This window comes from Vibrio sp. HENC-03 (assembly GCF_000305755.2).
GTDB classification, from domain to species: domain Bacteria; phylum Pseudomonadota; class Gammaproteobacteria; order Enterobacterales; family Vibrionaceae; genus Vibrio; species Vibrio owensii.
The window spans coordinates 121,751-135,982 of sequence record NZ_JH976131.1 but is presented as its reverse complement, the minus strand read 5'-3'; the positions used below and the strand labels follow the sequence as shown (position 1 = coordinate 135,982).

General features: G+C 47.3%; 13 protein-coding genes and 1 other RNA gene. 10 read left to right on the top strand and 4 right to left on the bottom strand.

Annotation, left to right across the window (positions count from 1 at the left end; translation table 11 throughout):
* The first annotated feature begins 19 nt into the window (after positions 1-19).
* On the top strand, positions 20-499 hold the full coding sequence (sspB, locus tag VCHENC03_RS02340; protein WP_032803100.1) for a ClpXP protease specificity-enhancing factor: 480 nt from the start codon (positions 20-22) through the stop codon (positions 497-499).
* Positions 500-567: 68 nt separating this feature from the next.
* On the opposite strand, the gene VCHENC03_RS02345 is transcribed toward sspB, so the two are convergent.
* The 4 genes from VCHENC03_RS02345 to VCHENC03_RS02355 are packed head-to-tail and all read right to left on the bottom strand — an operon-like array spanning position 568 to position 4,000.
* Entirely contained in the window at positions 568-1,218 is a 651-nt protein-coding gene (locus VCHENC03_RS02345) for a BON domain-containing protein (protein ID WP_032803097.1), read from the bottom strand.
* Positions 1,219-1,239: 21 nt separating this feature from the next.
* Positions 1,240-1,830, bottom strand: a complete 591-nt coding sequence (locus VCHENC03_RS02350) for a phosphoheptose isomerase (RefSeq protein ID WP_005436112.1) — start codon at positions 1,828-1,830, stop codon at positions 1,240-1,242.
* Between the two features lie 3 nt (positions 1,831-1,833).
* Positions 1,834-2,202 carry a YraN family protein gene (locus tag VCHENC03_RS0126275; RefSeq protein ID WP_005436115.1) on the bottom strand — a complete coding sequence of 123 codons (369 nt, stop codon included), beginning with the start codon at positions 2,200-2,202 and terminating at the stop codon, positions 1,834-1,836.
* Positions 2,189-4,000 (bottom strand): penicillin-binding protein activator, encoded by a 1,812-nt coding sequence (locus VCHENC03_RS02355; protein ID WP_009707740.1) that lies wholly within the window; start codon positions 3,998-4,000, stop codon positions 2,189-2,191. The genes VCHENC03_RS0126275 and VCHENC03_RS02355 overlap by 14 nt, the downstream gene beginning before the upstream one ends.
* A gap of 68 nt (positions 4,001-4,068) precedes the next feature.
* On the opposite strand from VCHENC03_RS02355, the gene rsmI reads away from it, so the two are divergent.
* The 9 genes from rsmI to murD all read left to right on the top strand — a co-directional run bounded on the left by rsmI (position 4,069) and on the right by murD (position 14,216).
* Positions 4,069-4,932 (top strand): 16S rRNA (cytidine(1402)-2'-O)-methyltransferase, encoded by an 864-nt coding sequence (rsmI, locus tag VCHENC03_RS02360; protein WP_005428578.1) that lies wholly within the window; start codon positions 4,069-4,071, stop codon positions 4,930-4,932.
* A 265-nt stretch (positions 4,933-5,197) separates the two neighbouring features.
* An RNA gene (gene rnpB / locus VCHENC03_RS26430) (RNase P RNA component class A) lies at positions 5,198-5,626 on the top strand.
* 176 nt (positions 5,627-5,802) lie between these two features.
* The gene (gene rsmH, locus VCHENC03_RS02365; protein WP_009707739.1) at positions 5,803-6,753 is read left to right on the top strand and encodes a 16S rRNA (cytosine(1402)-N(4))-methyltransferase RsmH; all 951 of its coding nucleotides are present in this window, start codon (positions 5,803-5,805) and stop codon (positions 6,751-6,753) included.
* A gap of 5 nt (positions 6,754-6,758) precedes the next feature.
* On the top strand, positions 6,759-7,076 hold the full coding sequence (gene ftsL / locus VCHENC03_RS02370; protein ID WP_005436121.1) for a cell division protein FtsL: 318 nt from the start codon (positions 6,759-6,761) through the stop codon (positions 7,074-7,076).
* Positions 7,073-8,878, top strand: coding sequence for a peptidoglycan glycosyltransferase FtsI (locus tag VCHENC03_RS02375; RefSeq protein WP_005436123.1), 1,806 nt, complete (start codon positions 7,073-7,075; stop codon positions 8,876-8,878). The genes ftsL and VCHENC03_RS02375 overlap by 4 nt, the downstream gene beginning before the upstream one ends.
* A 60-nt stretch (positions 8,879-8,938) precedes the next feature.
* Positions 8,939-10,420, top strand: a complete 1,482-nt coding sequence (gene murE / locus VCHENC03_RS02380; RefSeq protein WP_009707738.1) for a UDP-N-acetylmuramoyl-L-alanyl-D-glutamate--2,6-diaminopimelate ligase — start codon at positions 8,939-8,941, stop codon at positions 10,418-10,420.
* The gene (locus tag VCHENC03_RS02385) at positions 10,417-11,781 is read left to right on the top strand and encodes a UDP-N-acetylmuramoyl-tripeptide--D-alanyl-D-alanine ligase (protein ID WP_009707737.1); all 1,365 of its coding nucleotides are present in this window, start codon (positions 10,417-10,419) and stop codon (positions 11,779-11,781) included. Before murE ends, VCHENC03_RS02385 begins: the two co-directional genes overlap by 4 nt.
* On the top strand, positions 11,781-12,863 hold the full coding sequence (gene mraY, locus VCHENC03_RS02390; protein WP_005428568.1) for a phospho-N-acetylmuramoyl-pentapeptide-transferase: 1,083 nt from the start codon (positions 11,781-11,783) through the stop codon (positions 12,861-12,863). Before VCHENC03_RS02385 ends, mraY begins: the two co-directional genes overlap by 1 nt.
* Before the next feature lie 39 nt (positions 12,864-12,902).
* The gene (gene murD / locus VCHENC03_RS02395) at positions 12,903-14,216 is read left to right on the top strand and encodes a UDP-N-acetylmuramoyl-L-alanine--D-glutamate ligase (RefSeq protein WP_009707736.1); all 1,314 of its coding nucleotides are present in this window, start codon (positions 12,903-12,905) and stop codon (positions 14,214-14,216) included.
* Positions 14,217-14,232: the final 16 nt, after the last annotated feature.

The following is a 14,232-nucleotide window of genomic DNA, read 5'->3' as shown; positions in this document are numbered from 1 at the left end:
GCGATTTAGATAACACGTTATGGATATTGCAAAAATGACTGCTCGCCGTCCGTACATGCTTCGCGCATTCTACGAGTGGCTAGTAGACAATGACTTAACTCCACACTTGGTGGTTGATGCAACCATGCCAGGTGTGCGTGTACCAGTTGAGTTTGTTCAAGATGGTCAAATCATCTTGAACATTGCTCCACGTGCTGTTGGTCAACTTGAGTTGGGTAATGATGCGATTACCTTCCACGCTCGTTTTAGTGGTCGTCCGCATTCGGTTATCGTGCCTGTTTACGCTGTACAAGCGATTTACGCACGTGAGAATGGTGCTGGCACCATGTTTGAACCAGAAGAAGCATACACCCATATTGAAGAGGAAGAGATTGTCGAAGAAGAGCAGTCTCCAACCTTCACCACTGTGAATGATGAACCTGAAATCGTGGACTCTGAGTCTGAAGAGGAAGAAACACCTCGCCCGAAAGGCAGACCAAGCTTACGAGTTATCAAATAAAAAAAGCAGCGTCGATACGCTGCTTTTTTCTTATCTAATTCAGCCTTTTTGATAACAGGCTTCGTCACTTATCCAAGCTCGTTTACCTGCGTCTCTTTTTCTGTCTCTGCCGGCACTGTATTTGCCGCTTCTGGCTCTTCAACTTCTAGTGGTTTTTCATCACCATATTGGAAGCCTTTGATTACTTGTTTTACGCCAGAGATATTGCGTGTGATCTCTGTTGCTCTCTCACTCTGTTCTGGCGTTACATAGCCAAATAAGAATACATCACTGTCTTCAGTGATGACTTTCACTTTCACGCCATTAAGCTCACTGTCGGTAAGCAGTGCTGATTTCACTTTAGTCGTGATCCAGCTGTCGTTACTGATTTGTGTCACGCTCAGAGGCTCTTTTTGCTTAATTTGGTTATGGATGTTCTTCACACCATTTACTTCACGAGCTTTGCTTTCAAACTCGTTGATGAGGTCTTGAGTTGGGGCTTGGCCCATTAATACGACAGTACCGTTGTATGAGCTTGCAACGACGCGTGCTTTGCCTTTGAAAGGGGCTTTATTGCCAATTGCAGCGACTTCGAATTCGATGTTGTTGTCTTGCCAAATTTCTTTGGTCGTGCGCGTATCTGTAACGAGATTGGCAGTGGTCGCTGCCCCTGCAATAAACAAACCTGCACAGCCGCTCATGCTCAGCGCTGCACACAAAATGACAAGACTACGTATCATAATTCTAAACTCTCAATTCGGTTATTCTTCGTGAGCTGGGAAAAGTACTTGGTCGATTAGATCACACAGACAATGAAGTGTCACCATGTGCACTTCATGAATGCGCGCTGTACGATGTGATGGGATGCGGATTTCAACATCATTCTCACCAAGCAGGCCTGCCATTTCACCACCGTCTTTGCCCGTTAGGGCGATGATGGTCATATCGCGTGTTACAGCTGCTTCCATCGCTTTAAGAACGTTTTTGCTGTTACCACTGGTCGAAATGGCTAACAAAATGTCGCCAGGCTGACCAAAGGCGCGTACTTGCTTAGAGAAGATCTCTTGGTAGTGGTAATCGTTCGCTACAGCAGTCAATGTTGTGTTATCTGCTGTTAAAGCCATTGCTGGAAGGCTAGGGCGCTCAGTTTCGAATCGGTTCAAAAGGCAAGAGACAAACTGTTGCGAGTTCGATGCACTGCCACCGTTGCCACAGCATAGGATTTTGTTGCCATTAAGCAGGCTCGACACCATAGCTTGAGCGGCGTGAGTAATAGCATCTGGCAACGCTTCTGCTGCCGCAATTTGAATTTGAATACTTTCTGTAAAACTGTCTTTAATGCTGTCTAGCATCGTTTATCCTTCAGAGATTGCATTTTGTATCCAGTTAATGTCTCGACCATTGTCGTGAATGGCGACCACATCAAACCGATAATCGATATTGTACGCCGAGCGTTTTTGCTGGCTTAGCCAAATTTGGGCTGTTTTGACTAGTTTACGCATTTTTGCGCGGGTGACCATTTCTGCTGCTGAGCCAAAGCTATCATTCTTACGATATTTGACCTCAACAAAGACGATAGTTTCACCTTGTTGGAAGATTAAATCAATTTCACCGACTTTAGTCAGAAAATTTTGATCTAAAAAGCGCAAACCCCGGCGCTGCAAATACTGCTTCGCCAGGGTTTCATATTGGTTGCCGATTTGTCTCTTACTAAAGAGCCCCACGCTCAGCCCAGTCTAGCTCACGTTCTACAACACAGTTGTTGTCGATGCTAAGCACGCCCGTCTGACCGCTTACCGAGTAACCCGGCAGAAGCTTCATTTGTGGCAATTCGCCAATCAGTTTGTACGCGTCCATACCCAGCGCTTCCAAGCGTTTTTCCATGTTAGATTGATCAGGCCATAGCTCATTCATCTCTGCTTCGATGGTTGGATCTGGATTGATCAGCATTGGAATGTCACTGTAAGCCACGCCTGATAGATCTTCGTATGTCGCACCACCGCTGTTACTGCGTGAGTTTGAGAACAACTTCGGTGGCTTCGCGTCAGGGTTAATCGCCACTTCAATAAATGGTTTGATTAGTGTGAGCTCAGAGCTGCGAGCAACAATATAAACCGCATCCACATCACGACGGCTACGTGGTGGACTCTCTAATGAGATGCGAAGTAGAGACTGCATCTGTGCGATACGTTGTTGGCTCTCTTGTAGGCCAAATACGTTGTTGATGTTCTTCTGTAGCTGGCGTTTGTCACCAAAATAGCTTGAAGCCACTTTGTTTGAACTGTACTTGCGCCATTCTTCATTAAACGCTTCAACCACACGCTGACCGTAAGCGCCGTTCGGTGCCAAGATCATTGGGAATTGATAACCTTGATTGAACAAGTATTTCGCCGCTTGCGCCACTTCTTGCTCTGGAGACAATGCTAGGTAACACATATCTGTACCTGGTTGTACGTCTTCAGGAATATTCAATGCAAGAGCTGGGATCTTCACGCCAGTTTCTGAGCCATCCAAGGTTGCTTGTAGCTTCTCAACGTTTTCTTTTTGCAAAGGGCCAACAACAAAGTCGATGTTCTCGTTGATTAGACGCTGTTTGATTTGATCCGCTGAATAAGCATGAGTATCGATCACGGTAAGCGTCGCGCTTGGATCGCGCACATCATCGTTCATCATCGCAAAGATGAAGCCATCACGAATCAGCTGTGCTTGCGGAGCAAACTTGCCTGTAAGAGGCAGCAGTAGAGCCGTGTTGTTTGGCTTAACGATTTCTAGAGAAAGAATGTTTTGAATTTCAACTGGTGTGTAAACCGCTGCTGGATGAGATGGGTTTTCACTTAGCCAGCGCTCAAGGGTGTTTTTCAGCTGAGGAATATTACTTGAAAGCGTCTTTGCATAAATAGCTAGCTGTAACCAACCATCAAGCACATCTTCGTTTGGTTCGGTTTGCAGTGATGTCAGTTCGCTCTCTGAGTAGCTGCCAAAGTTCATCCAAATACGGCTAGAGATTTCACGTTGCTCGGCAGACGAAGCATATTGACCTTGTGCGACTAGCTGGCGGTTTGCTTCGAATGGTTGGTTCAAGCTTTGGTAAGCATCCGCACGCAGCTCGTAATAGTCTTTCCACTGTTCGCTCGGTAGTTTCCACCAAGGTTTAAAGTTCAGTGTTTGTAGCAATTGAGAGTAATTGCCTTGCTTTTGCTGTATGGTCGCACGGGCTAATTGCCACTCGGCTTGTTGAACTTCGGTCAATTGTTGACGAGAAAGACGTTTGATCAGCAGTTCCGCTTGATCCAATTCGTTTGCTTGGATGGCTGCTTTGGTTGCCATGATCAACCAGTCGTTTTGCAAGCTGCCTTCGGTGCTATCCGCTTGAATCATGTAGTTCTGAACAGACTGTGTCGGCTCAAGTGTAATGTCTACGCTGTCTGGTTGTCGCGGGCCTGAAGAACAGGCTGCGAGCGTAATTGCCAGTGCAACAGGAGTGAGTAAGCGTGGTACACTGAGTCTCTTATGGTTCATCATTGCCGTGAGTTCTCTATAATTTTGTACAAAATTGTCTCTATATTAATCGTTGAAGTGATGGTAAACAAATGACAGATAAAAATAAGTTGCCGAATGAGGGGCCAACTCTCTACATCGTACCGACTCCAATCGGAAATTTAGCGGATATCACACAACGTGCTATCGAAGTTCTGTCGAATGTGGACATCATTGCCGCTGAGGATACTCGACATACGGGCAAATTACTGTCTCACTTCAATATCCAAACCAAAACTTTCGCACTGCACGATCATAATGAGCAGCAAAAGGCGCAAGTTTTAGTTGAAAAGCTACTATCAGGTCAGTCTATCGCATTGGTGTCTGACGCTGGTACGCCGCTAATAAGCGATCCAGGATACCATTTGGTGACAAAATGTCGTCAAGCGGGCGTTAGAGTTGTGCCTCTTCCTGGTGCGTGTGCGGTCATCACTGCGTTAAGTGCGTCGGGCTTGCCTTCAGATCGCTTTAGTTTCGAAGGCTTTCTACCACCGAAAAGCAAAGGCCGTAAAGACAAGTTCTTGGAAATTGCGTCAGTGGAACGCACTTGTATCTTCTATGAATCGCCGCATCGCATTTTAGACTCTCTACAAGATATGTTAGACGTTCTTGGTCCAGAACGAGAAGTTGTCTTGGCACGAGAGCTAACTAAAACCTTTGAAACCATTCAGGGAATGCCACTAGGTGAACTAATTGAGTGGGTAAAAAGCGACGATAACCAACAGCGCGGTGAGATGGTTCTGCTTATCCACGGCCACCGTGACTCTACAGAAGACACCCTGCCAGACGAAGCAACTCGCACATTGGGTATTTTGACTAAAGAGCTTCCATTGAAGAAAGCCGCAGCGCTTGCTGCAGAAATCTACAGCCTAAAGAAAAACGCACTGTATAAGTGGGGCTTGGAGAATCTGGGCTAGAAGTTTGTAGAGCGCTAACGCTTCGGGAACGCTACGCTTCGAGAGACGGGATTCGAGAAGTGCGCTTTGGCCGTCTAGTGCAAGAGCCGTTAGTTTTCAGAGCTAATTAGATAAGATTGAGAAGGGAGTCGTTAACGCGACTCCCTTTTTGTTTATGAGCGCTGGGGCTTCGGGGTGCTGCCTTTTTGACCACTTAACCAACCGTTTTCAGCATTTCTGTGATCTCACTAGACTCTGGGGGGATAACTCTATACAATCCGCCCTCGGAGCTGACTGGGTAGTCGCTGCTTTGTTGATGTCCTTCGGGAGACTGACGTCGAAGTCCCTTTGGGAGACTGACGTTGACGTCCTTCGGGAGACTGACAAAGGGGAGGAAAGTCCGGGCTTCATAGAGCAAGGTGCCAGGTAACGCCTGGGGGGCGCAAGCCTACGACAAGTGCAGCAGAGAGAAGACCGCCGATGGCCCTAGGGCACAGGTAAGGGTGAAAGGGTGCGGTAAGAGCGCACCGGACGACTAGTAATAGTTCGTAGCAGGGTAAACTCCACCTGAAGCAAGACCAAATAGGCCTCCACATTGCGTTGCTCGCGTAAGGAGGCGGGTAGGTTGCTCGAGCCAGTGAGTGATTGCTGGCCTAGACGAATGGCTACCGCCGCGCAAGCGGAACAGAACCCGGCTTATGTGTCGGCTCCACCTATTCGAGACCCATCTCTACTTCGGTAGTGATGGGTTTTTTGCATTTAATTGACGCAAACTATGTCATTACCAATAAACTTGGCGCTGAATCACGTCTAACTTTAGACTTGAGGTGGCGATGATGTGGGAAATCAGTACACTAAAGAATCGCTTCAAGATCATTCAACGAGACAGCTATGACCGAAACATTTCAACATATCTCCGTGTTATTAAATGAATCCATTGATGGCTTGGCTATCAAACCCGATGGTATCTATATCGATGGAACATTTGGCCGTGGCGGTCACAGCCGAACTATCTTGTCGAAACTCGGTGAAAACGGCCGACTGTACAGCATCGACCGTGACCCGCAAGCTATCGCAGAAGCGGCTAAAATCGACGATCCTCGTTTTACCATCATCCATGGCCCATTCTCAGGCATGGCGCAGTATGCAGAAGATTATGGCCTTGTTGGCAAAGTAGATGGTGTATTGCTAGACCTTGGTGTGTCGTCTCCACAACTTGATGATGCTGAACGTGGTTTTAGCTTTATGAAAGACGGCCCACTAGACATGCGTATGGACCCAACATCTGGTATCCCTGTGTCTCAATGGTTAATGGAAGCAGACCTTGATGATATCACTTGGGTGATTCGTGAGTTTGGTGAAGATAAGCATGCTCGCCGTATCGCTAAAGCCATTGTTGCTTATCGCGAAGATGAAGAAAATGAGCCAATGGTTCGTACTGGTCAGCTAGCAAAACTGATCTCAGATGCGGCACCAAAGAGCTTTAAAGAGAAAAAACACCCAGCAACCCGTGCTTTTCAGGCTTTTCGCATTTACATCAACAGTGAATTGGAAGAAATTGATACAGCACTAAAAGGCGCGGCAAGCATTTTGGCTCCTGAAGGACGTTTGTCTGTGATCAGTTTCCACTCGTTGGAAGATCGCATGGTGAAACGCTTCATTCGTAAAGAGAGCAAAGGCCCAGAAGTGCCACATGGCATTCCGATGACGGAAGAACAAATCCGAGCGCTTGGCAGGGCAAATATGAAGCCAATTGGTAAAGCGAACAAACCAACGAAACAAGAAATCGAAATGAACCCGCGCTCTCGAAGCTCAGTGCTAAGAATTGCAGAAAAGCTTTAATTATTATGACGAAATCCACTCCTAATCTTGCTAAGTTGATTGCGACGGACTTGATTACCGTCGGTCGCTGGTCGTTGTTGTTGATGATATTGATCTTCGCAACTGCAATGGGAGTGGTATTTGCCACTCATCATGCGCGTCAAGCGATCACTGAAAAAGATCATACATTGGTTGAGCGAGAGCGATTGGACAGCGAATGGCGCAACCTGATGTTGGAAGAAACAGCCCTCGCGGAACACAGTCGCGTTCAAGACTTGGCAAAGAAGGACCTTGAAATGAAACGACCAGATGGCGATAAAGAAGTGGTTATCACGTTAAAATGATTGGAAAAAAAGCCAAATCTAAACAAGGAAATACGCGCAAGCCTGCTGCGAAAGAAAAAAAAGTAGCGGCGGCAAAACCGCAACCCACCAAAGAACCTAAAGAAGCAGAAGTCGTTGAAGAGCCCGAATCGTTTTTGATTCGCTGGCGTTTTCAGTTACTGCTGTTTTTTGTCTTCTGTGCCTTCGCTCTTCTCGTGGGGCGAGTGGCCTATATTCAAGTTATAGAGCCTGACAACTTGATCAAACAGGGTGACCTTCGCTCTGTCCGTGTTAAAGCCATTCCTTCGGCGCGAGGCATCATCTCCGATCGCAATGGAGAACCTCTTGCGGTGAGTGTTCCTGTTGAGGCTGTTTGGGCTGACCCCAAAACTATCTTCAAAGAAGGCGCTCTGCAGCAAACGAAGAGTTGGTACGCACTTGCAGACGTACTTGGCCTAGATCGCCAAGGCCTGATCAACAAAATCAAGAAAAACGAAAAGCGCCGCTTTATCTATCTACAACGCCAAGTTAGCCCAGCGATGGCGAACTACATTCGTGAACTCAAACTACCTGGTGTTGGCTTGAAGTCGGAATCTCGTCGTTATTACCCGGCCGGTGAGGTTAGTGCTCACTTAGTTGGTGTAACGGGCATTGATGGCCACGGCCTAGAAGGCGTGGAACGAAGCTACGACGAATGGTTAACGGGCGCAGCGGGCAAGAAAACCATCCGTAAAGACCGTTATGGGCGCGTGGTAGAAAACATTGCTCTTGAAGAGAAACAAGAAGGTAAACCACTGCAACTGACGATTGACCAGCGCATTCAAGCGGTGGCGTATCGTGCTATCAAGCAGGCTGTGGCCGATCATCGTGCAACGTCTGGATCAGTTGTGATTCTTGATGTAAAAACCGGTGCGGTTCTTGCGATGGTGAATGCACCTTCTTACAACCCGAATAACCGCAGTGATTGGCAAAGTTACAAAATGCGTAACCGTGTGATTACTGACTCATTGGAACCTGGCTCAACCATTAAGCCATTCGTTGTTTTGGCCGCATTAGAAAATGGGGTGGCAGACAAAGATACGATCGTTGATACGGGTAACGGTATTCTTCAACTCGGTGGTAGCCGCGTTCGTGATGCGCCAAAAGTCGGCAAAGCGAGCCTAACTACCATTCTAAAGAAATCGAGTAACATCGGTGTGACTAAGCTGGCGATGCAAATGCCGGTTGAAGCTTTACTTGGATTGTACAGTTCTGTTGGTCTTGGCGAGTTGTCAGGTTTGAACTTGGTTGGTGAAGTAGTTGGTATTTTCCCGAGCCGCTCGCGTTGGTCTCCAATTGAGCGCGCAACCATCTCGTTTGGTTATGGTTTGTCAGTTACGCCAATCCAGTTAGCGCATGCCTATGCGACGTTGGGTAACTTGGGTAAATATGAGCCGATTCATATCATCGAAAGTAACGACAATGATATGGCACGCCAAGTCGTGAGCAAAGAGAATGCTCGTCTCGTCTTAGACATGCTTGAAACGGTAACGCAAAAAGGCGGCTCTGCTCGTCGTGCTGCGGTTCCTGGTTACCGAGTCGGTGCCAAAACAGGTACTGCGCGTAAGGCAAGTGCAGGTGGCTATAGTGATGAGTACATCAACTATACAGCAGGTGTTGCGCCAGTAAGTGATCCACGTTTAGCGCTTGTGGTTGTGGTTAATGAACCACAAGGTGACGACTACTACGGTGGTTCGGTAGCCTCGCCAGTTTTCTCTGAAATCATGAAAGGCGCACTGCAAATTCTGAACGTTGCCCCTGACGAAAATAAATTCCAACAGTAGGCTTATAAGCGTACTGAGAAACAAAATGAAGAAAGCTGAGCTAATGCTCGGAGAATAAATATGACTAAAGCCATCAGTATGGACACGCTGCTTTCCACTTGGGTCGATTGCCCGAGTTTGTCGTCCATTCTTGTTTCTGAATTAGAGCTCGACAGTCGACGAGTTCAATCTGGAACAACCTTTGTAGCTATCATTGGCCATGTTGTGGATGGGCGTAAATTTATCCCAACCGCGATTGAGCAAGGTGCGAATGCGGTGATTGCTCAAGCTTGTGAGCAAAAAGCACATGGCGCGATTGAAATTGTTGATGATGTTCCAGTGATTTACCTTGATGCGCTGGATAAGTGCCTCTCTGAAATTGCAAGTCATTTGTATACCTACCCAACGATGGATTTGATTGGTGTCACTGGTACCAACGGCAAAACCACCATCACTCAGCTTATTGCTCAATGGATTGATTTGGTCGGTTCAAAAGCAGCGGTCATGGGTACGACAGGGAATGGCTTTCTAGATAATCTACAAGAAGCCGCGAATACCACGGGTAATGCGGTTGAAATCCAAAAGACATTGTCGTCTTTAGCGGAACAAAAAGCACAATACACGGCGCTTGAAGTTTCTTCCCACGGCTTAATTCAAGGTCGCGTTAAAGCGCTGTCTTTTGCCGCTGGCGTGTTCACTAACCTGAGCCGTGATCATCTTGATTACCATGGCACGATGGAAGAGTATGCCAATGCCAAGCTGACGTTGTTTACCGCCCATCAATGCGAGCATGCGATCATCAATGTCGATGACATGGTCGGAGCGTCGTGGGCAAAACAACTGACTAACGCGCTTGCTGTATCTCTCAAACCAAACAATGAATTTTCTCAAAGCGTATATGCAAACCACATCGCTTATGCTGAATCTGGTATCACGATTGAGTTTGATGGTAAGTTTGGTGAGGGTACTTTGCATGCACCACTTATCGGTGAGTTCAATGCGGCGAACCTGATGTTGGCATTCACAACGTTACTTAGTCTCGGTTTTAGCAAGCAAGATTTGCTGGCAACAGCAGGTCAATTGCAACCCGTTCTTGGTCGTATGGAACTGTTCCAAGCTGACGACAATGCCAAAGTAGTGGTGGATTACGCTCACACGCCTGACGCGCTAGAAAAAGCCCTGCAAGCATTGCGTGTGCATTGCCAAGGTGAGCTTTGGGCTATCTTCGGCTGTGGTGGTGATCGTGATGCTGGTAAGCGCCCAATGATGGCGGAAATTGCCGAGCGTTTGGGTGACAAAGTGGTACTTACCGATGACAACCCTCGTAGCGAAGATCCAGCGCTGATCATGAAAGACATGTTGGCAGGTCTAACGAAACCCGCTGAGGCGATTGTGCAACATGACCGTTTTAAAGCGCTGTCTTACGCACTTGAGCATGCCTCTTCACAAGACATTATCCTTCTGGCGGGTAAAGGCCATGAGGACTACCAAATTTTAAATTCTGGAACCATCCATTACTCTGACCGCGAGTCAGCCATGACACTATTGGGGCTTTCATCATGATCACAGTAACGCTTTCTCAAATTGCCGATATCACTGGCGGTGAACTGGTTGGCAATGACCTCTCTATTGAATCTGTTTCGACCGACACTCGAGCTATCGAACAAGGCGCTTTGTTTGTTGCTTTGGTTGGAGAGCGTTTTGATGCTCACGATTTCTGCCAACAAGCGGTTGAATCGGGCGCGGGTGCTTTATTGGTACAAAAAACGCTTAATGTGAATGTGCCTCAAGTCGTTGTTGCCGATAGTAAGGTAGCATTAGGTCAAGTGGCAGCTTGGATTCACCAAGCATGCCAAACGCCGACGGTCGCGATCACAGGTAGCTGCGGTAAAACCACCGTGAAAGAGATGGTTGCCAGTATTTTGCAGCTAAAAGGCAAAGTGCTATTTACTGCAGGTAACTTCAACAATGACATTGGCGTGCCACTGACGTTGCTGCGCTCTCAACAAAACGATGACTACGCAGTGATTGAGCTGGGTGCGAACCATATTGGTGAAATTGAATACACGACTCAACTGGTTAAGCCTAATATCGCGATGGTCAACAACGTGGCGGCAGCGCACCTAGAAGGGTTCGGTTCTATCGATGGCGTGAAACAAGCTAAAGGTGAAATCTACCAAGGGCTGGCGGCTGGTGGTATTGCGATTGTTAACCTAGACAGCAATGGTGAAGCCAAGTGGGAGCAAGTGTTAGCTGATAAGAAAGTCATCACTTTTTCACAAAATAATACTGACGCAGATTTCTACGCTTCTAACATCGTGTTGAACGCCGCAGGCGAAGCAAGCTTTGACTTACATATCGCAGCAACTTCACAAGAAATTGAACTGTCTCTGGGTATTATTGGTCAACACAACGTGGCGAATGCGATTGCTGCTTCTATCATCGCGTTGCAATTTGGCGCAACCTTGGAAGAGGTTCGAACGGGTCTTAAGCACTTAAACAAGGTCAAGGGCCGTGTTGAAGTGGAAGAGCTTAGCGATAACGTCAAATTGATTGATGATAGCTACAACGCGAGCGTTCCAGCAATGAAAGCGGCAGTCGATCTTCTGTCGGCTTTTCAGGGACAGCGTTGGTTGATTTTAGGCAATATGGCGGAGTTGGGTGAGGAAAGTCTTGCACTTCATCGTCAAGTCGGGGAACATGCTGCCCCACAAAAATTTGAACATGTTCTCACGTATGGTGCAGATGCGAAGGTCATTAGCGAGCTTTGCGATGGCATCCATTTCGAGACACATCAAGAGATGATTGACTACATCAAGCAGCATCTAGACCAAGCGGGGCCTGAACACCACACAATGCTGGTGAAAGGCGCGAACGGTGCACGTATGTTTGAAGTCGCTGCTGCTTTGAAGGAGTATTATTAATGATTATTTGGCTTGCCGAGCTGCTACAGCCATACCTATCTTTTTTCCGATTGTTTGAATACCTGTCTTTTCGAGCAATCCTCAGCGTACTTACCGCTCTAGGTCTCTCTCTATGGATGGGGCCTATCATGATCAAGCGTCTACAGATGCTCCAAATTGGTCAGGTTGTTCGTAACGAAGGTCCAGAATCCCACTTTAGCAAACGTGGTACCCCAACGATGGGTGGTATCATGATTTTGGCTGCTATCTCTATCACTATTCTTTTATGGACTGACTTATCGAACCCATACGTATGGGCGGTACTGACGGTTCTGCTTGGCTATGGTGCAATCGGCTTTGTCGATGATTATCGTAAGGTCGTGCGTAAGAACACTGACGGTCTGATTGCTCGTTGGAAGTACTTTTGGCAATCATTAATTGCGTTTGTAGTGGCGTTTGCGTTGTACGCTTACGGCAAAGACACTGCCGCAACTCAACTTGTCGTGCCGTTCTTTAAAGACATCATGCCGCAACTTGGTTTGATGTACATTATCCTGACTTACTTTGTAATCGTGGGTACCAGTAACGCGGTAAACCTAACCGATGGTCTAGATGGTTTGGCAATCATGCCAACGGTTCTAGTTGCCGCTGGTTTTGCGGTGATTGCATGGGCGACGGGGAACGTTAACTTTTCTGAATACCTTCACATTCCTTACCTACCGCACGCTTCTGAATTGGTTGTGGTATGTACGGCAATTGTTGGTGCAGGTCTTGGTTTCTTGTGGTTTAACACTTACCCAGCACAAGTGTTCATGGGCGATGTGGGTTCACTAGCACTTGGCGGTGCGCTTGGCACAATTGCAGTATTGGTTCGTCAAGAGCTAGTACTCGTGATCATGGGGGGTGTATTTGTAATGGAGACACTATCGGTAATTCTACAGGTAGGTTCTTACAAACTGCGCGGCCAGCGTATTTTCCGCATGGCACCGATTCACCACCACTACGAATTAAAAGGTTGGCCAGAGCCTCGCGTAATCGTGCGCTTCTGGATTATTTCTATGGTTCTTGTTCTGATTGGTCTAGCGACACTGAAAGTGCGTTAATCGAACTTTCCAAGAACAAGACAAATTGCGTGATCAAATATGGAACGTTGGCAAAACATACATAAGGTCGTCGTTGTAGGGCTCGGTATTACCGGGCTCTCTGTCGTTAAACACCTTGCAAAAAATCAGCCGCAACTGACGGTTAAAGTCATCGATACGCGTGCGAATCCACCGGGAGCGGAGCGTTTACCTAAGCAGGTAGAGCTACACAGTGGCAGTTGGAATACACAGTGGTTAGCAGATGCTGATCTAGTGGTGACTAACCCTGGAATTGCACTGGCAACGCCTGATATTCAAACCGTCATTGTGAAAGGTACACCCGTCGTTGGTGATATCGAACTCTTCGCGTGGGCCGTCGATAAGCCAGTTATTGCGATTACCGGTTCTAATGGTAAAAGCACGGTAACAGACCTAACAGGCGTGCTAGCAAAAGCTGCCGGGTTAACGGTCGGTGTTGGTGGTAACATCGGGGTTCCTGCTCTCGATTTGCTAGAGCAAGACGCAGATTTGTATGTCCTTGAACTGTCTAGCTTCCAACTAGAAACCACAGCAAGCTTGAAGCTTAAAGCGGCGGCGTTTCTAAACCTTTCGGAAGACCACATGGATCGTTATGACGGCATGGCGGACTACCGACAAGCTAAGCTGCGCATTTTTGATAACGCAGAGCTAGCGGTGGTTAACCGTGATGATCGAGAAACCTTCCCTGAGACTGAAACACCGTTAGTGACGTTTGGTAGTGATGAACAAGCATACGGGCTTGAAGTTGACGGTAACCGTACTTGGCTACTTGATCATGGTCAGCGTGTGATCGCCAGTGATGAATTGAAGCTGGTTGGTAAGCACAACCTAGCTAACGCCCTTGTGGTACTTGCTCTGCTTAAAGCGGCGGATGTGGACTATCTCAAATCATTGAATGCACTGAAAACTTACACGGGTTTGACACATCGATGCCAAGTGGTTGCGGATAATCGTGGCGTAAAATGGGTGAATGACTCAAAAGCAACCAATATTGCGAGCACTATGGCTGCACTTTCTGGCTTAGAGTCGACAGGCAAGCTGTACTTGCTTGTTGGTGGTGTTGGTAAAGGCGCTGACTTCACTCCACTAAAACCGATCTTCGCAACACTGAACCTACAACTTTGCTGCTTTGGCGCGGATGGCGATGAATTTATGCCACTGCATGAATCAGCAACTCGTTTCGACACCATGGAAGATGTGATTCAACAGATATCTTCGCAGTTAAAAACGGGCGATATGGTGATGCTGTCTCCGGCATGTGCTAGCTTTGATCAATTCGACAACTTTATGGCAAGAGGTGACGCATTCGCAGCTCTTGCTGAGAAATACGCATAATTAAAGGTCACACACT